Origin of the sequence: Shimia sp. R9_1, from assembly GCF_017743775.1 — a bacterium.
GTDB lineage: Bacteria > Pseudomonadota > Alphaproteobacteria > Rhodobacterales > Rhodobacteraceae > Shimia.
The window spans coordinates 63,031-87,456 of the sequence record NZ_JAGHRN010000002.1; the positions used below are offsets into that span (position 1 = coordinate 63,031).

15 protein-coding genes are annotated in these 24,426 nt (G+C 60.2%); 4 read left to right on the forward strand and 11 right to left on the reverse strand.

Translation table 11 applies throughout. The features are described from left to right. Window positions 1-164: 164 nt before the first annotated feature. The 6 genes from J7399_RS06730 to J7399_RS06755 form a co-directional block, all read right to left on the reverse strand. The gene (locus tag J7399_RS06730) at window positions 165-1,265 is read right to left on the reverse strand and encodes a flagellar basal body P-ring protein FlgI (protein ID WP_247742801.1); all 1,101 of its coding nucleotides are present in this window, start codon (window positions 1,263-1,265) and stop codon (window positions 165-167) included. A gap of 8 nt (window positions 1,266-1,273) precedes the next feature. Beyond that, window positions 1,274-2,287 carry a flagellin gene (locus J7399_RS06735; RefSeq protein ID WP_209057696.1) on the reverse strand — a complete coding sequence of 338 codons (1,014 nt, stop codon included), beginning with the start codon at window positions 2,285-2,287 and terminating at the stop codon, window positions 1,274-1,276. Window position 2,288: 1 nt separating this feature from the next. Beyond that, window positions 2,289-3,743, reverse strand: a complete 1,455-nt coding sequence (flgK, locus tag J7399_RS06740) for a flagellar hook-associated protein FlgK (protein WP_209084892.1) — start codon at window positions 3,741-3,743, stop codon at window positions 2,289-2,291. Between the two features lie 40 nt (window positions 3,744-3,783). Next, window positions 3,784-5,094 (reverse strand): flagellar hook-basal body complex protein, encoded by a 1,311-nt coding sequence (locus J7399_RS06745; protein ID WP_209057702.1) that lies wholly within the window; start codon window positions 5,092-5,094, stop codon window positions 3,784-3,786. 94 nt (window positions 5,095-5,188) lie between these two features. After that, window positions 5,189-6,013 carry a flagellar motor protein MotB gene (locus J7399_RS06750; protein ID WP_209057704.1) on the reverse strand — a complete coding sequence of 275 codons (825 nt, stop codon included), beginning with the start codon at window positions 6,011-6,013 and terminating at the stop codon, window positions 5,189-5,191. Between the two features lie 111 nt (window positions 6,014-6,124). Beyond that, window positions 6,125-6,856 (reverse strand): lysophospholipid acyltransferase family protein, encoded by a 732-nt coding sequence (locus J7399_RS06755; protein ID WP_209057707.1) that lies wholly within the window; start codon window positions 6,854-6,856, stop codon window positions 6,125-6,127. A 143-nt stretch (window positions 6,857-6,999) separates the two neighbouring features. On the opposite strand from J7399_RS06755, the gene J7399_RS06760 reads away from it, so the two are divergent. Continuing rightward, window positions 7,000-8,811 carry a BamA/TamA family outer membrane protein gene (locus J7399_RS06760; protein ID WP_209084894.1) on the forward strand — a complete coding sequence of 604 codons (1,812 nt, stop codon included), beginning with the start codon at window positions 7,000-7,002 and terminating at the stop codon, window positions 8,809-8,811. After that, complete coding sequence (locus J7399_RS06765) at window positions 8,811-12,275, forward strand: translocation/assembly module TamB domain-containing protein (protein WP_209084896.1); 3,465 nt, start codon at window positions 8,811-8,813, stop codon at window positions 12,273-12,275. Before J7399_RS06760 ends, J7399_RS06765 begins: the two co-directional genes overlap by 1 nt. 15 nt (window positions 12,276-12,290) lie before the next feature. Here the strand turns inward: J7399_RS06765 and J7399_RS06770 are convergent, their stop codons facing one another. Continuing rightward, window positions 12,291-12,848 (reverse strand): TetR/AcrR family transcriptional regulator, encoded by a 558-nt coding sequence (locus J7399_RS06770; protein ID WP_209057721.1) that lies wholly within the window; start codon window positions 12,846-12,848, stop codon window positions 12,291-12,293. A 131-nt stretch (window positions 12,849-12,979) separates the two neighbouring features. Then, window positions 12,980-13,780, reverse strand: a complete 801-nt coding sequence (locus J7399_RS06775) for an MBL fold metallo-hydrolase (protein ID WP_209084898.1) — start codon at window positions 13,778-13,780, stop codon at window positions 12,980-12,982. Between the two features lie 96 nt (window positions 13,781-13,876). Between J7399_RS06775 and J7399_RS06780 the strand changes: the two genes are divergently transcribed. Continuing rightward, window positions 13,877-14,773, forward strand: a complete 897-nt coding sequence (locus J7399_RS06780) for a helix-turn-helix domain-containing protein (RefSeq protein ID WP_209084900.1) — start codon at window positions 13,877-13,879, stop codon at window positions 14,771-14,773. A gap of 60 nt (window positions 14,774-14,833) precedes the next feature. On the opposite strand, the gene J7399_RS06785 is transcribed toward J7399_RS06780, so the two are convergent. Beyond that, window positions 14,834-15,391, reverse strand: a complete 558-nt coding sequence (locus tag J7399_RS06785; protein WP_209084902.1) for an XRE family transcriptional regulator — start codon at window positions 15,389-15,391, stop codon at window positions 14,834-14,836. Window positions 15,392-15,540: 149 nt separating this feature from the next. Between J7399_RS06785 and J7399_RS06790 the strand changes: the two genes are divergently transcribed. After that, window positions 15,541-16,716 (forward strand): acetyl-CoA C-acyltransferase family protein, encoded by a 1,176-nt coding sequence (locus J7399_RS06790; protein WP_209084904.1) that lies wholly within the window; start codon window positions 15,541-15,543, stop codon window positions 16,714-16,716. Between the two features lie 127 nt (window positions 16,717-16,843). Here the strand turns inward: J7399_RS06790 and pbpC are convergent, their stop codons facing one another. Together pbpC and J7399_RS06800 are read right to left on the reverse strand one after the other, a co-directional pair. Beyond that, window positions 16,844-18,883: a penicillin-binding protein 1C gene (pbpC, locus tag J7399_RS06795; RefSeq protein WP_209084906.1), complete on the reverse strand. Its 2,040-nt coding sequence runs from the start codon at window positions 18,881-18,883 to the stop codon at window positions 16,844-16,846. Window position 18,884: 1 nt separating this feature from the next. Next, complete coding sequence (locus J7399_RS06800) at window positions 18,885-24,320, reverse strand: alpha-2-macroglobulin family protein (protein WP_209084908.1); 5,436 nt, start codon at window positions 24,318-24,320, stop codon at window positions 18,885-18,887. Between the last annotated feature and the right edge of the window lie 106 nt (window positions 24,321-24,426).

Sequence of the window (24,426 nt, forward strand, 5' to 3'; positions counted from 1 at the left end):
GTGCGCCCGTATCTAGAATCCCATTCTGATTGTAAAATGGACTTCAAATTCAGCTAAAACGGGTTGCATAAATGAAACACACCGACCTTAAGGCGCTGATTTAAATAAAGGAACGGCGCCCAAAATTGGACGCCGTCGCTTCTTTTCCGCCAATGTCGGCCACTTTACCGCACGATGAACTCCGCATGAAGCGCGCCGGCGGCTTTGATGCTCTTGAGAATGTCGATCATGTCGCGGGGCGCAACACCCAGCGCATTAAGACCGGCAATCACTTCGCTCAGAGAGGTTGTGGTTGGCACTTCAGCGAGGCCAACGCCCGGTTCCTCTTCGATCGCGGCTTCGGTGCGTGGGACCACCACGGTTTGCCCATCGGCAAAGGGGTTGGGTTGCACAACCAGTGGCTCTTCGGTGACGCGCAATGTGAGCCCACCCTGAGAAACGGCCACGCGGGAAATCCGCACGTCTTCGCCCATCACAATGGTGCCGGAGCGCTGATCCACCACCACACGCGCCTTGCGCTCAGGCTGTACCAGCAGATTCTCGATCTGGCTCAGCGCATGGGCCGGGGAAATTTGGTTGGTGCGGTTGATGTCCACTTGTACGGTGCCTGAGTCCAGCATCAAAGCGACCCGGCCTCCGTAGTTACGGTTGATGGCCTGCTCGATGCGACCAGCAGTTGTAAAATCCGGCTCCCGCAACGCCAGACGCATATTGGTCAGCGATGAGAAATCGAAGTCGATCTCTCTTTCTACGCGGGCGCCGGATGGGATCACACCCGACGTTGGCACGCCCTTGACGACGCCACCGGCGTCCCCTTCGGCTGCCACGCCCCCTGCGATCACCGTGCCCTGCGCGACTGCGTAGATCTCACCATCCGCGGCGTTCAATGGTGTCATCACCAAGGTTCCGCCCAAAAGGCTGCTGGCATCGCCAATAGCCGAAATGGTCACATCCACCGTGCCGCCTGCACGGGCAAAGGGTGGCAGGGTTGCTGTTACGAAAACCGCTGCCACGTTCTTAGGCCGCATCTGTTCGCCGGTGATGTTCACACCAAGGCGCTCCAGAATATTGGTCATTATTTCTTCGGTGAAGGGCGCGTTTCGCAGCCCGTCCCCGGTTCCGTTCAGGCCGACCACAAGACCGTAGCCAACCAGATCATTGCCCCGTACACCGTCAAATTCTACCAGATCTTTGATCCGGATCGGCGCTGCTGTTGCCATCATTGGCATCAGTACGAGGAGCATCAGCATTCTTGCTAAGCTCATGAATTGTTTCATCGTATGTAATTCGCCAGTGTCAGTTGGGAAAGACGGGCGGTGATCGTGTACACCAATTCTAGTTGTACCTGAACCGCCTGAAGTTGGCCGGCAACCTCGGTGGAGTCTGCCGACAGAAGATCACTTTGTGTCATCAGAAGCGCGCTGCGCTGTGCTGAGTTGTTGGCCTGCGCGTTTTCGATGCGCTCCTGGTTGAAGCCCAGATCTGCGCGCACCTCGACAATCTTGTCCTGATTGCTCAAAAGGCGTTCACCCACGGTCCGCATCAGCTGCTGCTTTTCGGTCAAGTTGAGGCTCAGGGACGGCTCATCTGCAAGCGCGGCAAGTGCCGTATCACGCATCGCCTGACGCAACGCTGTATTGTCTGCTCGAATTTCATAGTCTGCCGTTTCCGTTTCATTCAGTCGGAAAGGTGTCAGATTGTTTGTCGAACCGACATAGGCGCTGGTCTCAAACCCACCTCCAGCCGTCATGAAGTAATCATCCACTGCAGCAACAATATCTGTCACAGTGACCGCACCAGCGGCGGTGATCGCCGCATTAATTTGCGTCATCATGTCTTCTGAAGAGACCAAAGCGCCAGCATCCGTGGCTGTCCCTGCAAAAAGTGCCCGATCCCCAGCACGACCATTGAGCGCGCTGACGATGGCGTCAAAGTCATTGCGGGCGTTCTTGGCCACACTGTCCACCGAAGCGGTCAAGCCAGAGCTACTGGCTGACATCAGATCGTTGCCAAGACCGCCAGCAGTTTCCTGAATCATCTTCAGAGAGGACTGTGCCACCTCGGCAAATACTTTGGCGTCGTTAGAAGCGACCTCGAACCCTTCGAGTACGGTCAATTGACGCTCGACCCCGGCCAGCATGTTGAAATCGCCTCTCAGCGATGCGGCCACATCTGATTTGCGCCCGGACGCCAGTTCTTGTGCCAAACGGTCAAGATCATTTTTGACCGATGTGGTGCGGCGCGACATCATCATCTGCTGCGCCATGTCTCCGATAGAAGTGATCATTTTACAACCTCAGCAATGCGTCCATCATTTCATCCGCAGCCTGGATCAGGCGCGCGTTGGCCGCATAGGCCTGCTCCACCTGCATCAAACGCTGCAATTCCTGGTCGGTGTCCACGCCGTCCAAAAGTTCCATATCTTCCAGGCTGTTGAGCTGGGCAGAGGCAAAGACAACCTCCTGATCGCTCTGTACACGCGCGCTGGAAATGCTGGACAAAAACTTGCCGCTCAGCTCGGTCATAGAGACGTTCTTCGGGCCAAAACCACCTGATACTGGAGCCAGAGGTTCGCGCATGGCGTCCAGCAAGCGATTGAGCTGTGCTGCCTCGCCGGAATCACCGGGCGCTGCTGCGCCGAGGCCATCCCGAATACGCCATGTTTCTCCAGCACCGTCGATATCGACAAGATCATTGAGCTCCAGACGACCGGCCAGCCCAACTTCATCCACGGTGTTAAAGGCCAGCCCCGCATCCGTGAAAATGCCAGCATCTCCCGGATTTAACGTTGGATCCGTGGTGGTGTTCTGAAACCGCTCTACGAGACTGCGGGCGGCGGCGTCCAAATCGGCCTGCGCGCTCACTGCCAGTTCATCACGGATTGCAAATTGCGCGCCGATTGCGCCGCCAGCAAGCGCGCCTTTGTTTGAATCAATCCGCATCGCATAGCCATTGATGGTGATGCCGCCCAGCATGCCATTGGCTTCGGTCATATGCGGTTGAATGGTGCCAACCTCATTGAATTCAATCTCCGCCGCTTTGCCATCCAGCAGCACGGCGCCATTGGTGGTATAAAGCGCTACCCCACCGCGATCCCGTGGCACTGCACGGACTGGGACCAGCTCGCCAATGCGGTCCAAAAGCTGATGGCGGGAGTCTTCCAGACCGGCGGTTTCCTGGCCCTGGTTGATGGCTAGTGAAATCTTGCGGTTAAACTCTTCGGTCTGCTGCAGCAGGTTGTTGAGCTCATCAATCTGACGGCCAATTTTTGTATCTGCTTCAGAACGCATGCCCTGAATTGCGTCAGATGCCGCATTGAAAGCATCTGCGATCCGAGCCGCATCCTGAGAAATATTGGCTAGGCGCACATCGCTGTCTGGCGCACCTGTTGCGGTGGCCAATGTGCTTTCAAAGCTGGCCATAAGACCGGACAGGCTATCGGCCTGATCCGGCGTGCCCACTTCGCTTTCAAGGCGGGTGTAGAAGGCATTGGTGCCTGTCGCGAGCTGGCTGCCCGCATCAGCGAGCCGCCGCTCGGCAATGGTCACCGGGTTCACGTTGCGCATGACCCCGTTCAACTTCACCCCGCCAGAATAGCCATATTCGGAAGCTGACTGGCTGAGCGTGCGTCGACCGTAGCCTTCGGTCGACGCATTGGCGATGTTGGAAGACAGAACTTCCGCACTGCGCGCCGAGGCGGTCAGACCGCTCAAAGCATTGGACAGAGCGCTTGAAATACTCATGACTTATCCTTTCTGGCCTCACGTGGCCCCGGCGCGGTTATCAGCGTTTGATGTTGGTGGTTTCCTGCAGCATCTCGTCCACGGTCTGAATGACCTTGGCGTTGGTGCTGTAGGCACGCTGTGTCTGGATCATGTCGGTCAGTTCCGCCGCCACGTCGGTGGCTGATTCCTGACGGACATAGGACAGGATCTCACCGGTTGGTCCGGTGCCCGCATCCCACATGAAATACGGCCCGCTCTCGTTGGAGGGGATGTATGTCTGGAAGTCGAGAGAGATATCCAGACCGTTGGGGTTTGGCACCTCAACCAGTGGAATCTGCGCGATGGTGCGAGTGATGCCGGTGTTAAAATATGCGGTGACAAAGCCGTTTGCGTCGACTTCAACAGAGGTCATAGTTCCAACCGGCGCGCCGTCCTTATCAACTTTCAGCGGTGCATAATCATCCCCCAGCTGGGTCATGCCGCCGGTGGCGCCGATCAGACCAATGTCTACTTCCATCGGGCCGCCAGCCACGTTCAGAATCGCGGTGCCGGTGGTCGGATCATAGGGGCCACCCGGTGCGTTGGAGGTAACCGCAGACAGACGGCCACCGGTGGTACGGCCATCATCAAATGTCAGGTCAAAGTTCCCGATCACCGCGCCGCCAGACGCCGAATCGCGAATTTCCATAGTCCAAGCGTTGGATGCTCCGGTCGCAGGCACAGTTGGCGTGAAGGTGATGCTCAGCGTTTCCGCCTGCCCAAGGTTGCCGTAATACTCGATGGTCAGGGTTTCCACGTCACCTGGCGCGCCAGCCACGGTAGAGGTTGCCGGCAGGTTTACACCCAACTCAACCGCGGTGGTCGGAGAGCCCACAAGCTCGGTGGTCAGCAGGCGAATCGGCTCCAGACCTGTATCCGCATCACGCGGATAGTTCGGGATCGTGCCATCTGCGTTCGCCGGCCAGCCCATCATCGACAGGCCCGCTTGAGACACCAGATAGCCATCTTCATCCGCCCGGAAAGACCCGGTGGTTGCCAGCATCAGCTGAGGGCTGGTGTCGCCAGCCTTGATCGCGGTCGCGGAGGCCACCGGAATAAACCCACGGCCCCGCACAGCAAGGTCGGTCGCGTTGGTGGTTGGGGTCAGAGAGCCGCCTTCGTCGATCAGTCGGCGGCTGGTCGCCTGAACGCCCCCTGCCGAATACTTGCCGCCACCCTGCGAGCCGCTGACCATGGACTGAAAGTCCGTTTCTACGCGGCGATAGCCGTAGGTGGCGGAGTTCGCAATGTTGTCGGAGATGGTCGCCAGGCGAGTCGCATTAGACGACAACCCGGCCACACCGGCATTAAGCGAAGAGGAAATCGACATGGTACGCCTTTCTGCTGTAACCCTTTGTTCGACTTCCCTGTTACGACGCTCCAACTTAACAGCGCACTAACGCGCCACAAAGATTTCCCTCAACTCACTGATCTGATCGCAGCAAGATAATCTCAATGCGGTTATTTCTCAGATCCCGCGGGATGTTTGACACCATTTCGCGGTCAGCATGTCCGGTCACACGGGCGACCCGTTCCTTCTCCAGACCGAAAGTCTCCATCAGCTGCCGCATGGCATCGGCGCGAATCGAGGACATGGACCAGGTTTGCGTGTTGCGCACCGTCACCGGCTCTGACCGCACATGTCCTTCAATCGCCACATCATTGCTCACATAGCCCGCAACCTCGACGAGCACTTCCGCCAGATCCAGCAACAGCGGCATGGGTTGCGCTGTGCCTTCCACAAACAGGCGCTGGTTTGGCGAGTCAAAGAGCTCGATCACCAGACCTTCGTCCGTCACACGTGTGACCACATGTTTCATGAGGTTGTCAGACAGGAAGCTTTCGCCACCGCCGCCGATCAAGCCATCGCGCAGGCGTTCAAGCTCGTCTTCTTCGCCTTTGCCAGCGGTTTCAAACTCCACCGGATCTGGCTGTCCCTCAATAGAGGTTGGCAAACCGCCGGTGCCCTGATGCGCCAGAATGCGTTCCGTCAACACGCTGTCCCCGCCGAACATCGCACTTCCCCCACCGGAAGTTTTGTTCAGCGGCACAGACGGGTTGAAGAACTCCGCAATACCGAGCCGTTGTTGTTCTGTTGTCGCATTGATCAGCCACATCAATAGAAAGAACGCCATCATTGCGGTCACAAAGTCCGCATAGGCGATTTTCCACGCCCCACCATGATGTCCGTCACCGCCGACCACTTTCTTGCGTTTAATGATCACCGGCGCGTTGGAATTATCTGCCATCGCACGTCACCTTTTTCTCACCCAGGATGACAGTTACCCAGCAGCCCTTACCCGGCCCTTAACAAATGGGATTTTAGACGTATTACGCGCGCTTTCCCGGTGCTGATCGCCTTAACCGCGCAGCGCGGCGGACAGCTGCGCCATAAAGCTGCGGCGATCCAGACCAGCCGCAATTAGCGCGCCAATCTCCACCTTTATGACACCGGGATATTTAAGAAAGGTGCCATAAGGCCAGCAAGCCCCGGAATTGATGCGGATCGGAACAGCCGCAACACCTGCAAGCTGATAAAGCACACCCACCCCGGCCTGAATCTGATCGGCCTGAGACAAGCGCCTTGTGCCACTTGGGAAGATCAGCAGGTTGCGGCCTTCCTTGACAGCCGCAGCCCCGGCGCGAAAACCGTCGCGCATGGCGTCACCGCTGGCGCTGGTGGAGACCGGAATATGCCCGAGCTTACGCATCAGCGGACCAAACACCGGATAGGAGAAAATCGGCTTTTTGGCATACATCACCGGGCGCTTGAGCAGCAGCTGGTAAAAGAGCGTTTCCCAGGTGCTTTCATGCTGTGAGGCCATCAAGACCGGCGTGTCGGGCAAATGATGCGCCCCTTCGAGCTGATAACGAATGCCGCAGATCACCCGCAGCAGCCAAAGTTGCACCCGCAAATACCGATCAATCACGGCGTAGACCCGATCCCGCGACAACAACAGACCTGGCCAGAGCAGCAGGAACGGCAAGGCCGCAATCAGTGCGGCGACATAAAACAACACACTACGCAGCGCGATGACCGGCAGCCAGAGGCCCCTTCGCCCCACCGCATGCTCTCTGCTTTCGTCCTGCATTCGCACAAATACGCCTTTGCTTTCCGCATTTTGCCATATGGCCAGCGAGTCCGGCTTGGGCTACTCTAGCTATGACAGGCGAGGCAAGTGCTTCACCACATTGTTTTTTATGAAGTGTTGTTTTGAAGCATTGGGAGATTAGGTTGCGACGACGTGTGAGGTGGCATCGCAAGCTCAACGGTCTGCCATGGGCCGCGATGATGATCTGCGGCCTGTCCTGTTCCGCCGCTCAGGCCTTTGAAATCGATTTCCGCACCGCAGGGGGCGATGAAACTCTAGGAGATCGGCTTCAGGCCGCCTCTTTGCTGACGACTGCCAAAGAAGAGGGCACCACAGAAGGCCAAGACATCGTCGCGGCGGCGCAGTCAGACTACAAGCGCCTGCTTGGGGTGCTCTACCGTGCGGGCTATTTCGGCCCGTCGATCTCGATTAAGGTCAACGGGCAGGAGGCGGCCAATATCTCGCCTTTCGCGCAGATCAACACGGTTTCAAATGTCAGCGTGTCGGTGACACCGGGCAACAAGTTCCGCTTTGGTCAGACCTCTATCGCGCCAATTGCGCCTGAGACCGAACTGCCCGAGGAATTTGCCCCGGCTGCCCCTGCCGACCTGGGCGCTGTGGAGGCCGCTGCGCGCGCGGGCGTCAGTGGCTGGCGGGATGAGGGTCATGCCAAGGCAAAGGTTGCGGCAGAGAATATCACCGCCGATCACCGTGCCTCTGAGCTGGATGTGGATGTGGCGCTTGATCCCGGCCCCAAGCTGCGGTTTGGCAAGCTGATTTACAAAGGCCAATCCACCGTGCGCCCCGAGCGGGTGGAAGAGATTGCCGATCTGCCCACCGGAAGCCAATTCAGCCCCGAAGCCGCGCGCCGGGTCACCGCGCGTTTGCGGCGCACCGAAACCTTCCGCACCGTTGACCTGCGTGAGGCGGAAGAGCCCAACCCCGATGGCACGCTGGATATGGAACTTGCGCTTGTGGACAGCCCGCCGCGCCGATTTGGCTTTGGTGCAGAGCTGGAAAGCACGCAAGGCCTGAGCGTCTCGGCCTTCTGGATGCATCGCAACTGGAATGGTGGCGCTGAAAACCTGCGGTTTGATGCGGAAGTGGAAAACATCGGGGGGGACGGTGGCGGAATCAACTATCGCCTCGGCACGCTTTACTCCCGCCCGGCCACATTCAACTCCGACACGGCCTTGATCGTTGGGGCCGAAATCAAACAGGAAGACGAAGACCTCTATTTCCTGCGCCAGTTCGGGGCGAGCGTCGGCTATAAACGCATTGTCTCTGAACGATTGGAAACCAGCGCCGCGCTGACCGGGTTCTACTCTGATGTGCGAGACAATTTTGGCGACCGTACATTTCAGGGCATCGGGGTCTGGGCACAGGCCAAGCTCGACCGCCGCGATGTGATCGTGAACCCGACCAGCGGCTACTATATTCAGGCCACCGCCTTCCCCTATGCGGGGTTCTCCGAAACAGAGCCTGCGCTCTTTCTGGAAGGCGACCTGCGCGCGTATCAGGGATTTGGTGCTGACAACCGCTTTATTGCGGCGGGCCGTGTTCTGGTTGGAAGCATTCTTGGCCCCTCGCTCAGAGGCACCCCACCAGATCTGCTGTTTTATTCAGGCGGGGGCGGCACCGTGCGCGGGCAACCCTATCAATCCGGCTTTGTCACAGTGGACGGCATCGACAGCGGTGGCCTCTCGTTTCTGGGGTTCAATACCGAAGCGCGGGTCAAGATCACCGACGCAATCACGACGGTGGCCTTCTTTGACGGCGGCTTTGTTGGGGAGACCTCTAATCTCTTTGACGATGGCAGCTTTCATTCCGGTGCCGGGCTTGGCGTGCGCTACAACACTGGCTTTGGCCCGATCCGACTGGATCTGGGCGTGCCGGTTTCGGGCAACACCGGCGACGGTCTTCAACTCTATATCGGCATAGGACACGCCTTCTGATGCGGTGGTTTGCGATCATACTCCTCTGGCTTCTGCCCATGACGGCAACCGCGCAGCAGGCTGAGGAGGCCAGCGACGAAGACAAAGGCATGCTGACCCGTTTTCTGGAGGATTCGCTGTCTGGTGCGGGGCGTGAGGTCGAGGTTATCGGGCTGCGCGGGGCGATCAGCTCCAATGCCACCATCGAAGAGCTGCGCATCTCTGACGCTGATGGGCCCTGGCTCTCGCTCAAAGGCCTGTCGCTGAACTGGAACAGGCTGGCGGTGCTTCGGGGCAATGTAAACGTCAACGAACTCAGCGCCGAAGAAATCTCTCTGGCGCGCATTCCGAAAACCGATCCCAGCCCGACAACCGCTGAGGCCAAGCCCTTTGCGCTGCCGGAACTGCCGGTCAGCATCAACATCAAGGCGTTAAAGGCGGATCGCATTTCGCTGGGAGAGCCTATTCTGGGCGAAGCAGTGGATTTTGCACTGGATGCCCGCCTGATCCTTGAGGGCGGCAACGGGGATGTGCTGTTGAGCGCGACACGGCTGGGTGGCCCTGCGGGACGTTTTTTCGTGGATGGGGCCTATTCCAACGACACCGAACTGCTGCGGCTGGATCTGCAGGCGGCAGAGGATGCCGGCGGGCTGGTGGCCACACTGGCGCAGCTCCCCGGAGCGCCACCGCTCGGTCTGACCGTTCTGGGGGAAGGCCCGCTGAGCGATTTTATCGCTGATCTGCGGCTGACAAGTGATGGCGAGGAGCGTCTGGCCGGACAGGTGGAACTGTCCACCGAGCCTGCACCGGCTCCTGATGTGGCCCTCGAAGAGGGTGGTGACAGCGCAGAGACCAAGCCCACGCAGGTGATCCGTGCCGATATTGCGGGCAATATGGCGCCGCTTTTTGCGCCGGATTACAAGGACTTTTTTGGTGAGAGCATCGCGCTCAACACGCTCCTGCGCCGGTTTGGTGACGGGCGCACCACGCTGGAAAACCTGAGCCTTGTCTCCCGCACGCTCAATCTGGATGGGCAATTGGCGCTGACCGCCAAAAACCTGCCGGAAAGTTTTGATCTGGATATCACCCTGCGCGATGACACGGGCGCGCCGGTTCTGCTGCCGGTGAGCGGCCCGAAAAACTACGTCCAAAGCGCGCAGCTGAAGGCGCAGTTTGATGCCACCGAAGGGCAGATCTGGACGCTTAAGGGCGATGTGACCGGCATCGAAACCGAGAGCGCCAAATTGCAATCCGTCATGCTGGACGGCAGCGGTGATATTGTCGCCAATCCAAAGCAGCGGGTCACCGCAGAGATTGCGCTCACCATGGCCGGGCTGGCCTTGCCCGATCCGGCATTGACCGAGGCTTTGGGCGACAGCGCCAGTATGGCTGCCAATGTTGACTGGACCGAAGGCGAAGGCGTGCGCCTGTCCGATCTGACGGTGGATGCCGCGCAGGCTTCCCTGAAAGGCGATGCCCATCTGACCGGCCAGGGTCAGGATATGAACATCGCCACCAATGCCGACCTTTCCGTGCCCGATTTGGCAAATCTTGCCGGTCTTGTGGGCCGCGATCTGGGCGGCGCCATCATGGCGCAGCTGTCTGGAGACATTGCCCCGCTCAGCGCGGGCTTTGATCTGGACCTGACCGCTGGCGCCATGGATCTGGCCATTGGCGAGCCTCAGGTGGATGCGCTTTTGACAGGCGAAAGCAGCCTCGCCTTTTCCGCGCGGCGCGATGAAACAGGCCTCACGCTGCGTCAGGGCGATCTCAAAACCTCTCAGCTCACCGCCTCCGGCAACGGCACGCTCGCCAGCGAAAACAGCGATCTTCATTTTGAGGCCGCGCTTGCAGAGGTGGGCCCTGTTGCGCAGACCGAAGGCCTGAGCGGCCCGGCAACCGTGGAGGGCAACGCCAAACAAACCGGAGCAGACTGGGCTTTTGATCTCTCTGCGACCGCGCCTGCGCAAAGCCGCGCCGTGATCCGGGCGGCGCTGCCGCAATCCGGCGGCATTTCTGCGGACTATGATCTGGAGATCGGCCGCGTGGAAACCTTTGTTCCCAGCCTGCCGGGGGCGGCCAGCATCAAAGGCACGGCGGCACAGTCAGACGCGGGCTGGGCCGTCGATTTTGACGCAGCAGCGCCGTTTAACACCAAAGGGCGCGGCCAGGGTGTGATCGATCCAACCGGCACGGGCACCAACTTTGCAGTGGCCGGGGATTTCCCGCTCGCCGCCGCCAACCCGGCCTTGCAGCCCAATGCGATACAGGGTCTTGCCCAATATGATCTGCGCATTCAGGGCGCGTTGGAACCGGCCAGCGTGACCGGCACGGTCTCGATGTCTGGCGCGCGCTTTGCCATGCCGGATCTGCGCATCGCACTGGAAGACATCTCCGGCACCATCGGGCTTGCCAATAATGCGGCACAAATCAACCTCAACACGCAGTTTTCCGGCGGCGGAGACATTGCTGTTGCAGGCTCGCTTGGCCTCGCCCCGCCTTTCAACGCCAACCTGCCCGTGACCCTGCGGGGCCTACAATATCAGCAAGGCCAGCTGTTTGAGACCACCGCAGACGGCACCATCACGCTCTCTGGCCCAGCCACTGGGGGCGGCCGCATTGCCGGGGACATCAGCCTCAGCCAGACCAATATCCGCATCTCTCCTGTGGGCCTCTCTGGTGGTGGCGCTGTACCTGAGATCACCCATCTGGCCGAGCCGGGCGCTGTGCATATTACCCGCGACCGTGCGGGGCTGATTGCGCGGGAAGAGGCCTCCTCCGGGCCCTCCGCGCCGCCCTTTGGTCTGGATGTGGCGATCAACATTGCCGACCGCATCGCCGTGCGCGGGCTTGGCCTGAACGCGGATTTCAACGGCGGCATGCGCATCACCGGCACCACCAATGACATTCGGCCAAACGGCGAGCTTGATCTGATCCGGGGTCGGCTCGACTTCCTGTCAAACCCGTTTGAGCTTGATGAGGGCAATATCGCGCTGTTGGGGGATTTTGTCCCCACCATGCGCGTGCAGGCCACCGCAGAGCAGCCGGATGCAACCATCTTCATCATCATCGACGGCCGGATGGACGATCCTGAGATCAAGCTGGAGAGCGACCCGGAACTGCCTGACGACGAAGTTCTGTCGCAACTGTTGTTTGGGCGCGATCTGTCCAGCATCTCGCCTCTGCAGGCCGCACAGCTGGCCGCCGCGCTGGCCACGCTTTCCGGACAGGGCGCGCGCGGGCCGCAGCTTGGCAAAAACGCAGGGCTTGATGATTTTGGGCTGACCTTTGACGAGGATGGCGCGCCGGGCGTGCGGGCGGGCAAATACCTTGATGAGAACATCTACACCGAGGTGGGTGTGGACAGCGAAGGCAAAAGCACCATCAGCCTCAACCTCGATGTCACCGACAATCTGACCGTCAAAGGCAAGGTTGGCTCAGATGACGAAAGCGGGATCGGGATATTCTTCCAGCGCGACTATTGAGCGGGGTGTGCGCGGTCAGGCACCGGCCTGCACGCTGCGCAAACACATGTCCCGCAGCTGCGCGCGGGTTTCATCGCTGAGCGGCTTGCCCTGTGCGCGCTGCCATTTCAGGGTGTTGCGGATCGCCCCGCCGATAAAGCCGCCCATAACGCCCGGATCGCCTGCAATAGAGCCACCTTCGTCCTGCAGTTGCCGCAGAACACCCGCGATAAAGGACGCCGACTTTTCAAAGCTGGCCATCACATCCGCACCCGGCAGCAGGGGCACGTTGGACAGATATTCAAACAGCACCGCCCGGTCGGCATCCTGCCAGATGAAATCGATGTGGTTGTCGATATAACGCTCAAGCCGCGTGAGCGCGGGCTGGCTTGGATCATCGCCCGCCGTGAGCGCCTCTGCCATCACCGCGGCGAGATCGTCATAGACCGCGCGGATCAGCACATCCTTGTTTTCAAAGTGATTGTAGAGCGATCCCGTCGCCACCCCGGCGCGCTGTGCGATCTTGGACATGGACGCCTGTGTCCCATGCGCAACCAGCATTGCTGCGGTGGCTTCCAGAATTTTTTCACGCATCCCGTGTCGTGTCCCTGCGCTCGGCCAATAGCCATGCCCCAATGAACTCTCGTTCAACTGGGCACCGACCCTAAGCGCAGGGCACGATTGAGACAAGGGTTTGTGCGCGCTCTGCCTGTCAGCAGCCCTGCTTACAGAGGCAAAAAGCGGAAGGTTTCCCCCTCTGCCGCAACTTTGCCCAATCCTGGAAAGGCAAAATGTGTGGCGGCAATGGTGGTGCCGGATGCTGCGGCCTCAGCCAACAGGGCGCGCCGCGTGGCCGCCGCCTGCGCCGCATCCCCATCCAGGGCATAGGTGACCTCGGGATGGGCAAACTGCACCGCCTCTGAGATGACCGCATCTCCAATGATTAGAAGTGTCTCATTGCCACTTTCAATCTGTACACCCGAATGCCCGGGTGTATGACCCTGAAGCGGCACCAAACTGATCCCTGATATCAGACTCTGTTTCGGCTGAAAAAGCACCACCTGGTCTTTGATACCAGCGGCAACACTCTGGATCATCTGCACCATCGGGCGGGTGTCTTCATCCACCGCGTTCAGCAGATCCGGGTTGGTCCAGAACGCCCACTCCGCTTCGGCAATGTGAATGGTCGCCTGCGGAAACACATCACTGTCCAGAAAACCGCCCAGATGATCTGCATGCATGTGGGTCAGCACGATGTCTGTAGGGGTTTCGCCTTGCAGAGGCTTCCATGCCTGGCCGGTCTGCGGAAACCTCGCCTGAAGCGCTTGGGCAGAACCTGTGTCCACAAGGATCACCCGGTCTTGCCCCCGCAAGACCCATAGATTTGCGCCGATCTCAACCTCATCGCCCAAATCGACGTCTTCGGGCACTTGGGAGAAATACGCCGAGGGCAGCACAAAGCCCCCGTCGTTGAAGGTGGTCACCTCAAATTCGCCAATAGCCAGGCTGTGTGTACGCTCTGTCATGATATGCTCCATCACTGTTTCCCAAAGCATATGGTGGCGGGCGCTGGCTGTGCTATTGTCGTAAATGACAAATTATTTGCTGAAAGCGTCAAACATATGCCTTCCAAAACCACCACCATTCTTGCCTATCCCGGCGCTCTGCAATCTGCGGTCTTTGGGTTGCAGGATTTCCTATCCCATACGGATCTCAATCCAAAAATCGTGACTAATTCAGCTGAATTTGGCTCAAAATCAAATGCCATCCTGCTTCCACCAGCCGCGCAGTCTGTGGTTCCACAAACCCACCCAGACCTCTTGAATGGGCTGAAAGCTGCAGCAGAGAGTGGCGCGTTGATCTGTTCCGCCTGCGTCGGCGTGACCTGGATTGCCGCCGCGGGGCTGGATGCCGGACGTGCGGTCACCACCCATTGGGGCGTTGCGCCGCAACTGCGTAAAGACTGGCCTCAACTTCACGTGGACACCGATCAGCTTGTGATCGAACATCAAAACCTTGTCACCGCAGGCGGGATGATGGCTTGGGTGGATCTGGCGCTGATCGTGATCGAACGGCTGGCGGGCCATGAGGTGATGCTCAACACCGCCCGGCATTTTGTGGTGGAACCTGTGCGGCGCGATCAGAGGCGCTTTCAACGGTTTCGGCCCATCCTCGACCACGGGGATGCGCAGGTTTTGCGCACACAGACGCATCTGGAGCGCGTGCTGGATCAGCGCATATCAGTCTCTAATCTGGCTCAAAACGCAGGTCTGTCCGAACGCAGCCTTCAGCGCCGTTTCGGCGCGGCCACGGGCCTCAATCTCACCCGCTACTTACAGAACCTGCGTATGGAGCGTGCAAAATCTCTGCTGGCGGACAGCCGCATTCCCGTGGCCGAGGTGGCGGCACGGTCTGGCTATAGCGACCTTCCCGCATTTCACCGTGTCTTCTCTCGCATCACAGGGATGACACCTGCGGGCTTTCGCAAATCGGTCTGGTCGCAACACACAACGTCATAGAAAAACGCCTCCGCTCAGAGCAGAAACAGTCTCTAATTCACCTGAATTCTGTGAATCTGATCAGGCGTTTTTGACGATCAAGAACACCCGCGCGGCCTCTGTCGCTTCAATGGCGTGTGCCACATCCGCCGCATAGCGCGCGGTGTCCCCAGCTGCCAAGTCCTGCTCGGCTGTGCCACTGTTGATCCGCACCGCCCCTTCCAGCACCGTCAGCTGCTCTTGAGCACCGCGTTTGTGAGGCTGGCTTTTGAGGCTGCCGCCGGTCTCGAAACGGATGTCATAGACCTCATGCCCGCCCACATCCTCAGGCGGGGAGAGAATGCGGATCACGCAAAGGTGCCCCATATTGTCAAAACTCGGCACATCGCTGTCGCGCAGCACGTCTATTTTGTCGGCTGTTTCTTCATCCAGAAGCCCCGCGAAATCCACCTGCAAGGCGCGCGTGAGGTTCCATAGGGTCGCAATGGTCGGGCTGCTTTCGCCACGCTCAATCTGGCTCACCATAGAGCGACTCACCCCGGAGAGTTTGGCCACCGCTTCCAGAGACAGCCCCTGTTCACGACGCGCCGCGCGCAGACGGCTGGGCAAAAGTTGAAGTATCGACAGATCGTTATCCATCTCTCACAGATGCGGTCAAGCCACTGCCTTTGTCAATTGCCGCGCGCTTTGGCACATATCTCACAGCAACTGTGACGCGCCGTTCCTGCTGACTCGCCCTTTCTGCATCTGCATAGTGCGCGATAAATACGACTGAGAGGAGATGACCCATGTCGGATATCGTAATTCTGGGCGGCGCCCGTACCGCTGTTGGCACTTTTGGCGGCTCTCTCGCCAACACCCCACCGATCGAGCTGGCCACCGCTGTGTCCAAAGCCGCGATCGAGCGCGCTGGCGTTCAGGGCGACCAGATCGGCCATGTTGCATTTGGCCATGTCATCAACACCGAGCCGCGCGACATGTATCTGTCCCGCGTTGCTTCCGTTGAAGCGGGCGTGCCAAACACCACCCCGGCGATGAACGTGAACCGCCTCTGCGGCTCCGGCCTTCAGGCAATCGTGTCCGCTACCCAGTCTCTGATGCTGGGCGATGCGGATTTCGCACTGGCCGGTGGTGCCGAAAACATGTCCCGCTCCCCTTACATCCTGCAGCAGCAGCGCTGGGGGCAGAAGATGGGTGACGTGAAAACCCTGGACATGATGCTGGGCGCGCTGAACTGCCCGTTTGGCACTGGCCACATGGGTGTGACTGCGGAAAACGTCGCGGATGAGCACGATGTGACCCGTGAAGACATGGACGCCTTCGCCCTGACCAGCCAAGAGCGCGCCGCAGCTGCCATCGAAGCAGGTTATTTTGACGAGCAGATCACCCCGGTCGACGTCAAAGTGAAGCGCGACATGGTGCCGTTTGTGCGTGACGAGCACCCAACCGTCTCCACCATGGAGACCCTCGGCAAGCTGCGTCCGGTCTTCAAGAAAGACGGCCGTGTGACCGCTGGCAACGCATCGGGTTTGAACGACGGTGCCGCCGCCATCGTACTGGCCCGCGAAGAAGCTGCCAAAGCCGCTGGCCTGACACCGAAGTTCCGCGTGCTGGGCTACGCCCACGCCGGTGTGCGCCCAGAGGTGATGGGCATTGGCCCAATCCCAGCGGTGGAAAACCTGCTGGCAAAAACCGGCCTCTCCGTGGCCGACTTTGACGTGATCGAAAGCAACGAAGCCTTCGCCTCCCAAGCCATCGCCGTGAACAAGGGCCTTGGCCTGGACACCGACAAAGTGAACCCGAACGGCGGCGCGATCTCTCTGGGCCACCCGGTTGGCGCAACCGGCGCAATCATCACCGTGAAGCTGATGTATGAACTGGAGCGCACCGGCGGTTCCAAAGGTCTCGCGACCATGTGCATCGGCGGCGGTCAGGGCATCGCGCTGGCGATCGAGCGCATCTAAGCCGCGCTGAGATTTCGGCGGATGGCCAAAGGTTCATGCCTTGGCCATCCGCCCTATCGGCCCCGTCGCAATAGGGCCGCAAAACAGATGCGACACCCATGTTTCCCAAAATGACTGATGTTGTGCGCTAGTCGATCCAGACGGTGATGCGATCTGATTGTCCGCGCGCATCGATCACGGTGATTGTCGCGCTGCCACGCCCGGTCGCGGGCAGGGTCACATCCCCCCGACGCACTCCGCTCGCCACCGGCGCCCCGTTGGCCAGAACAGTCATCGGAAAGGCGGCGTTTTTGACCTTGATCGTCATGCCCTCCCGCGCGCCGGCAAGTCTGGCACCTTCCGGCGGGAAAGCCACTTCCAAGGCGTCTTCCCTGCGCTCAAAGACAGCATTGCGACCGCGAAATGTTTTGAGCGGTTCAGGCAGAGCGGCGTTGCCGACGATCAGCGTTTCCGGCGATGGGGTTGGCAAGGGATCCAGCGTGGGCTTCACCCGCTGAAACACATCAAACAGCACAGGGGCCGCGATCTCTGCGCCAAAGGCGCCCGGCACCGGCGTGCCATCGGGTCGCCCGATCCAGACACCGGCCACATGACGCCCATCAAAACCGATGGCCCAAGTGTCCCGATGCCCATAGCTGGTGCCGGTTTTATAGGCCAAGCCGCTGCGTGGTGCGCCTGCGGGTGGGGCAATCTCCGAGAGGATATCGCCCAGATGCCAGGCCGCCGATCTGCTGATCACGCGCTGCTGTCGCGGGGTGTCCTTCCCCGCCTGCCAGATCAGAGGTTGCGCGACACCGCCTTGTGGGATCATCGCATAAAGCGTCACCAGCTCTTCCAGAGAGACCCCGACACCGCCCAGCGCAACCGCGAGGCCAGCTGTGCCGCCGGGCAGCTCCGGAGCCATGCCCGCAGCCCGCATCGCGGCCATCAGATTGGCGGGCCCCAGCTCATCCGTGAGCATGACCACCGGAATGTTCAGCGACTGCGCCAAGGCCTCCCGCACGCGCAGCTCTCCGCGAAACCGGCCGTCAAAATTTTGCGGCGCATAGCGGCCAAATCGGGTGGGCACATCGGCAATCAGGGTTTCCGGATGGGCCAAACCTCGGTCAAAGGACAGCCCGTAAACCAGAGGTTTCAGCGTTGAGCCCGGCGAGCGCTTGGCGCGGGTCATATCAATGAAGCCCTGCCGTGCATCCGCCTGCGACAGACCTGCAGACCCAACAGAGGCCAGGATCTCACCGCTGTGATGATCTGCCACCACCATGGCGATCGACACCCGCCCCTCAAGGCCGCGCAATGCCTCCTGCGCCAAAGCCTCAAGCGAGGTCTGCAAGACGCGATCCACCGTCACCTGATGCCGCGCGGCCTCCGGGGCAGTCGCCTTGGCGCGGTCCGCCAGATGCATCGCCACGGCGGGAAAGGCCCGCCGCACTTTTGGCACAGGGGTCATCAAAGCCGCATCCACACCCTCTTGATCAAGAACCCCAGCGGTCTTTGCACGCCAAAGCACCCGTTCCCGCGCGGCCTCAGCAGCCGCAGGGTTGCGGTCAGGCCGCCGCGCATTGGGGCTTTGCGGCAACGCGACCAAAAGCGCTGCCTCCGCAGGTGTCAGCCTATGGGGCTCTTTGCCAAACCAAGACAGGGTGGCCGCGCGTATACCTTCGAGATTGCTACCAAACGGCGCATGGGTGAGATAAAGATCAAGAATTTCCTGCTTGCTCAGATGCTGCTCCAGCGCAAGCGCCAGTCGGATCTGGCGCAGCTTTCCCGCCCAGGACCCGGTGCCGGAATCCTCAATCAGCCGCGCCACCTGCATGGTGAGCGTGGAGCCTCCGGACACCACCCGCCCGTACCACGCAGATTGCGCTACGGCGCGGGCCAGCGCCCAAGCATCTACCCCCTGATGGGACCAGAAGCGCTTGTCCTCATAGGCCAGCAAGACCTCAAGATAGAGCTGGTCAACCGCGTCGCTCTGCGCCCCAAGCCGCCACAGTCCTCCGTCAACTGTATAGGCCCGCAGGAGCTGCCCGTTGCGATCCACCACTTCGACCGAGGTGTCGGCCAGAAGATTTGGCAGCTCTGTCTCGGCCACCCATTGATCAAAAGCGTCCCGCGCCCCTGCCAGAAGCAGGAGCGTGAACACCAGAAAAACAGGCAGGATCCGCATGTTATTCGGTCACGAGCAGACGGGATGCGGCGGTATTGGCACGGTATTGCGGGCGATACATATCCTCCACAGAGGCCGCCGGGTGATGGTAATCACCGGGGCTGACCGCGCGCACCATATAGGCCAGCTGGAACGACTGCGCCGAGCGCCAGTCCACAGCCGCCAGAAACCGATCCGCACGGAATTCGGTGTTGGCGGCTTCGACCGGTTGCAACCAGTCCATGTTGCGCAGGTCACCGCCTGCCAGCAGGTTGGGATTGTCGATTTCAAAGCCCGCAGGCAGCGGATCATTCACCATCAGACGCGCGCCACCTTCACCGGAAGGTATCACCGTCAAAACCGCGACCAGCCGTTCACCTGCCTGCACCTGCCGCACGTCAACCGCCTGCCCTTCTACAGAGAAATACTGCCGCTCGATGCGGTAGCCATAGCTGCGCTCCTCAGCCGGGTAGGTTGGCACGCCAAGCGTTGTCAGCGTCACCAACTGCGCGGCCTCTCCTGTGTTGGTCAGTGCGATCTCCTGAGACAGGTCTTGGTCCGTGAACCGCTGCAACAACGGCCCGTTCAGCGGCTGCCCGTTGAGGGTCAATCCGCTGGGCCGTTCATCCTCGATCAGCGCATGCGCCGCCATCAGTGACCAGACCGCCTCTTGGGTGGAGGGTGTCTCACTGCCAAAGGCCACCTGCTGCGCAAGCCCGTTGGCATCCAAAGCCTCGCTGCCCGCCGCCACGGCCAGAGCCACAGTGCCTGCGATATCGCGCAGATCAGTGCCATAGTCGGCGCGCCAGAGCGCGGCCTCTTCACGGCCGACCTGTGCGGCGATCTTGCGCGCGGCGGTGCGGAACATGTCATCCGCCCGCGTCTGATCGCCGTAAAGCGCCAGTGCCGCGCCAAGTTGCGCCGCCGCCAGAGGCGTCGCAAAAGCGTCGGCCTTCACATCCGCATAGTAGCGCAGATCGCCCATCGCCGCCGCCCCTTCGCGCGCCAGAACCATGAGCGCATAGGCCAGATCCTCACCACCTGCGTCAAAGTCCGGTGCATAGTTCACACGGTTGCGCAGGTTGTTCATTGCCTGTTTGAAGGCGAGATCAGGCACCACGTGCCCCTGTGCCCGTGCGCGAGAAAGGAAATCGCTGACATAGGCATCCAGCCAGAAGTCTCCGGACTCAGGACGCCACAGACCAAAGCTGCCATTGCTGGCCTGCCGCGTCAGGACGAGCTCGATGGCCCCTGCGATGCGGCTGTCCAGATCGCGATCCACGCCCATGCCCAGCGCGCTTGCCACATCTTCAAAATAAAGCAGCGGCAGCGTCTGGGAGGTCACCTGCTCTGTGCAGCCGTAAGGGTAGCGATCCAGCGTCTGCAACAGACCCGGCGCATCAAAGCGCGCCAAAGCGCCAGTGGACAGGACCGCCTCAGCGGAGCCTGCGCGCAGATCGGCGAATACATCTGCACCAAGGGAGAGACTGTCGCCGGACGCCAAGTTGATCTGGCGGGTTTCGCTCACTGCCGGATCATTGGCCCGCACCGGCAAGGTGAGCGATTTGACCAATTGTTTGCCATCCGGCGTTGAGAGCACAACGCGCAGGATGTGATCTCCGATCTCACCTGCGACAACCGGCACAGAGAACCGCGCTGTTCCTTTTGGTTCCAACGCAAAACCTGAGGGGATTTGCACAGCATCCAGCGTCACGCCCTCTGCCACAACATCCAGCCCCACCCGACCCGCAGCACCCTCTGCATGGACAAATTCTAGCAGCAGGCGGCTCTGATCTCCGGGGGCAAGGAAGCGCGGCAGGCTTGCGGTGACAACCACCGGATCGCGTACCACCACTTCCGCATCGGCCTGCCCCACCCCGGTTTGCGACCAGGCGACTGCCATCAGGCGCACTGAGCCGTTAAATTCGGGAATATCAAACTGCACATTTGCGGTGCCATCTGCGCCGATCTGAATGGGCCCTTGAAAGTAGGCCACCAGCTCTTCGGTGGGGGGAGGCGCGTCAAACCCTGTGGCCGCAGTGGCATCCCCTCCGGAACGCAGGCGTCCCATATTGCCGCTCAAACCGTTGATCAGCCGGCCATAAACGTCGCGGATTTCCATGCCCAGACGGCGCTGGCCAAAGTAATGCGCCGAAGGGTCGGGGCTTTCAAAACTGGTGAGGTTGAGAATGCCCACATCCACCGCTGCCAGAGTGACAAAGGCGGTTTCACCGGCGCTCACGCCGTCGACCTTCAAAGTCACATCCAAGGGGCCACGCGGGTCGATCACTTCTGGTGCGGTGATGGAAACCGCGAGCTGCTTCTCCTCTGGATCAACCTGCGCATAGCTCAGCCCAAGGGCGCGGGCCGGGTTTTGTCCTGCGGGCGCATCTGCGGCGCGGATGACCGAAGCGGTCACGTAAGCTCCTGCGCCCCATTCATCGGTCACATCCAGATCGATCAGGTTCTCGCCTTCCTGAACAGCGACGGTTTTCATCGTGATCAGACGGTTGGACATCACCGAAATCAGCGCGGTTCCCGGGTAGCGCGGCACCAGCCGCAATTGCGCGGTGTCCCCGCTGCGATACCGCTCTGCATCAAGTGACAATTCGAGGGTGTCCGGCGTTTCTGTGGCATCCGCAGGGGCATACCAACCGGCCTCAAATGTCATCGCGCTGGAGATATATTCCCCACCGTCTTGCGTGACCACCACCTCAAAGCGGCCCCAATCCACATCTGCGCCAATTTCCAAGGGGCCGCCGTCAAGTATGGCGGAACCGCTGGCAATGGTTTCGCGCGTGGTGGTGGGCTCCCACTCCCAACCGCCATTGAGCTGATACCACTGATAGCGCGTGCGCAGGCGGTTCACGGTCCATGTGACCGGCATTGCTGTGGCGCGCAGGCTTGGATCTACTGCGATGATTTCAAAGCTGGCCTCGCTGCCTTCTGGCACCACCTCTTCGTCAAAAAGCGGTTTGATCCCGATCAGCGGTGTGGCAGAGGCCACAGGGTGGGTAATGCGGCGCTCTACCGGACGGCCAGAGCCTTCCAGCACACGCACGGCCACATCAGCGACAAGCGCGCGGCCCTGGGCCTCCTGTTCAGGCAGGGACAGATAGATGTCTGCCAGCCCGGTCTCATCTGTCTCCTCACCAGAGAAATAGGCAGTTTGACCATAAAACGGCGCATCATAGCGCCCAAACCGGAACCCTTTGAACCCCTCCAACGTGTCGCGAGCATTCAGGGTTACCTGCCCTTCGATCTCCAGATCGGCGGCAGGTGCGCCAAAGAGATAGCGCGCCTCAAGCGACACTGCCGCAGGGTTGCTGGCGTCAAATGGCGTCTCAGGCGGCGTGAGCTCAAAATCGATCCGCTCGGGCAGGAAGTCTTCGACCAGAACTTTTGCACTCGCCAAAGCAGGCGCCTCCAGATCGGACTTGAAATCCAGAGACCAGCGCCCGCGCGGCACGGTTGCCCCAAGTGGCAGTGCAAAGACATGTCCGCCCGCCACGCTGTTGGTGGAGACCTGTCGGCTGTATTCCACCCCATCGGGGCGGGTCAGGATCGCGGTGATCGGCAAGGCAGGCAAGGCCTGCGCCGTTGCGCCACGTGCCAAGGCGGTGACATGGATGGTCTCGCCGGCGCGATAGGCGCCTCGATCTGTGGTGACAAAAACATCAATCGGCGGTGCGGCAGGCCGCCCTTCCACGCCTCGGTCAGAGAGATCAAAGGCCGGATCGGTCAGCGACAGGAAGGAGAAATCCTCGCCCTTTTGCACCATCACCAGCGCCGGGGACGCGCCGCCGGTGCCGCGCGTCAGCCCCGCGTCAAAGACCGCATAGCCCTCCGCATCGCTGACCGTTTCCGCCAGCACGCGGTTTGCGTGCGACAACAGGCGCACCTTCGCCGCGCCAAGTGCTGCGGCATCTGACAATTGGCGGGTGAACACATGCAGTCCGTCGGTGCCTCTCAGGCTTGAGATGCCGATGTCTGACAGCAGGAACCACTGTGTTGTGGATGTTTCATCATATTTGTCCGCGCCCGGCAGATCGGCGGTGAGCGCATAAACGCCCGCAGGCTGCCCCGCCACCAGCTCCGCCATCGGCAGACGTGTGGTCATCGTCTGGTTGAGTGTGTTTTCAACCTCGCCACGGCCGGTCCAGACTGTTTCAGCCACATCGCGGTCGAAGTCTTCCATCTGCCAATAGCTCAGCGGTTGCCCAAAATAGCCATCCTGAATGGCGCGCAGGATGTTGCGATCGTTCACGCGCTGCAAAGTGAGCGACACCTCATCCAGATTCACAGTCTCAATCGGCAATCCGGCGTCCGAGCTGCGCGGCAGCACATAGGCGCGGCCTGAGAATGCAACCTTTGGGCTGCGATCCCGCACATAGGCGCGCACATTGGTGTCGCGCACCAAGGTCTCCCCGCTTTTGGCAGGCAAGCCAGCGCGGAAAGTAACTTGGACGTCCTGACCATGTGTCAGCCCTTCGACACAAATGCGCTGTTCCTCGACATGCAAGGCAAGGCGGGCATCCGGCAGTTTCACAAACGGGGTGTAGTCCTGCCCGGTTTCAATGAGCACCTCATTGAACTCGGCACACAAGCGTGGGGTTTCGATATCACTCTCAACCTGATGATCTGACACCCGGAAACCGTATTTCCCGATGGCATCCTCAAGCTGTGTGATCACATCGTCTCGCGGGCTTATGACCTCTGCCAGGCGCAGACTGCGCAGCACCGCTTTGCCCCGATCCTGATCTTCGAGTTGCTCAGACATCAGCAAAAGCGCGTTGATACGCTCAGGATCCGACTGCGCGCGCAGATAGGCGTTCATCGCCCCCATAAAGGCGCGCTCTTTGTATTGGCGGGTTTCCGACGCCCTGTCGCCCTCAAGATTGGCATTGAGACGCGCATACTCCAGCCAGAGATCGCTGCGATCCGCTTTGCTCAAAGCGGCCCCCGTCCAACGCATGGCACTCAGAAGGTTGCCCTCTGCCCGACGCTCTCTGGCGGCGGTGAGCATCTCTTCAACGCCCCAGCGACCACCGGCATGGGTGCGCCCGATGTTGGCCGCCAGCTCCTTGGCCGCCAAGAGGTCTCTTTCTCTGAGGAAGTTCAGATCCTTGGCACGGTCTTGTGCGGTGTTCAGCAATTCTTCAGGCGCGTTGAAGATCTCCGCAGAGAGCGCCCCTTCATAGGGCTGGCGCTCGTTGATTTCGGATTTTGGGAAGCAGGCGTTTGAGCGGCGGTTGAACGTGAACGCAACGCATTGCGGGTTGTTCAAGCAGGTCTCCACACAGGCCGCATATGTGGTGTCAAAAAGGTTCTGCAGGTCTGCGCCGTAGAAATCGACATCGCGACTCACCACCACCCGACGGTCGGGCACATAGCTTTCCTGCGTTGCCGCCGCTGTACCGGTCAGGGCGAAAAGCCCAATCGCTAAAATCCGAAGCATTCTAATCTCCAACAATCAATGACTTGATGGTGCCACGGCGCAATCACGCATTGCAACGGCGATAACGCCGCGGCGGAGTTAAGCAGATGTTCACGGACAGTCTGAA

Bases quoted from the DNA above. Each gene is read 5' to 3' on its own strand.
- J7399_RS06800 (WP_209084908.1), bottom strand. From the start codon at position 24,320: ATGCTTCGGATTTTAGCGATTGGGCTTTTCGCCCTGACCGGTACAGCG.
- J7399_RS06785 (WP_209084902.1), bottom strand. From the start codon at position 15,391: ATGGATAACGATCTGTCGATACTTCAACTTTTGCCCAGCCGTCTGCGC.
- J7399_RS06790 (WP_209084904.1), top strand. From the start codon at position 15,541: ATGTCGGATATCGTAATTCTGGGCGGCGCCCGTACCGCTGTTGGCACT.
- flgK (WP_209084892.1), bottom strand. From the start codon at position 3,743: ATGAGTATTTCAAGCGCTCTGTCCAATGCTTTGAGCGGTCTGACCGCC.
- J7399_RS06735 (WP_209057696.1), bottom strand. From the start codon at position 2,287: ATGATCACTTCTATCGGAGACATGGCGCAGCAGATGATGATGTCGCGC.
- J7399_RS06780 (WP_209084900.1), top strand. From the start codon at position 13,877: ATGCCTTCCAAAACCACCACCATTCTTGCCTATCCCGGCGCTCTGCAA.
- pbpC (WP_209084906.1), bottom strand. From the start codon at position 18,883: ATGCGGATCCTGCCTGTTTTTCTGGTGTTCACGCTCCTGCTTCTGGCA.
- J7399_RS06745 (WP_209057702.1), bottom strand. From the start codon at position 5,094: ATGTCGATTTCCTCTTCGCTTAATGCCGGTGTGGCCGGGTTGTCGTCT.
- J7399_RS06755 (WP_209057707.1), bottom strand. From the start codon at position 6,856: ATGCAGGACGAAAGCAGAGAGCATGCGGTGGGGCGAAGGGGCCTCTGG.
- J7399_RS06730 (WP_247742801.1), bottom strand. From the start codon at position 1,265: ATGAGCTTAGCAAGAATGCTGATGCTCCTCGTACTGATGCCAATGATG.
- J7399_RS06765 (WP_209084896.1), top strand. From the start codon at position 8,811: ATGCGGTGGTTTGCGATCATACTCCTCTGGCTTCTGCCCATGACGGCA.
- J7399_RS06770 (WP_209057721.1), bottom strand. From the start codon at position 12,848: ATGCGTGAAAAAATTCTGGAAGCCACCGCAGCAATGCTGGTTGCGCAT.
- J7399_RS06750 (WP_209057704.1), bottom strand. From the start codon at position 6,013: ATGGCAGATAATTCCAACGCGCCGGTGATCATTAAACGCAAGAAAGTG.
- J7399_RS06775 (WP_209084898.1), bottom strand. From the start codon at position 13,780: ATGACAGAGCGTACACACAGCCTGGCTATTGGCGAATTTGAGGTGACC.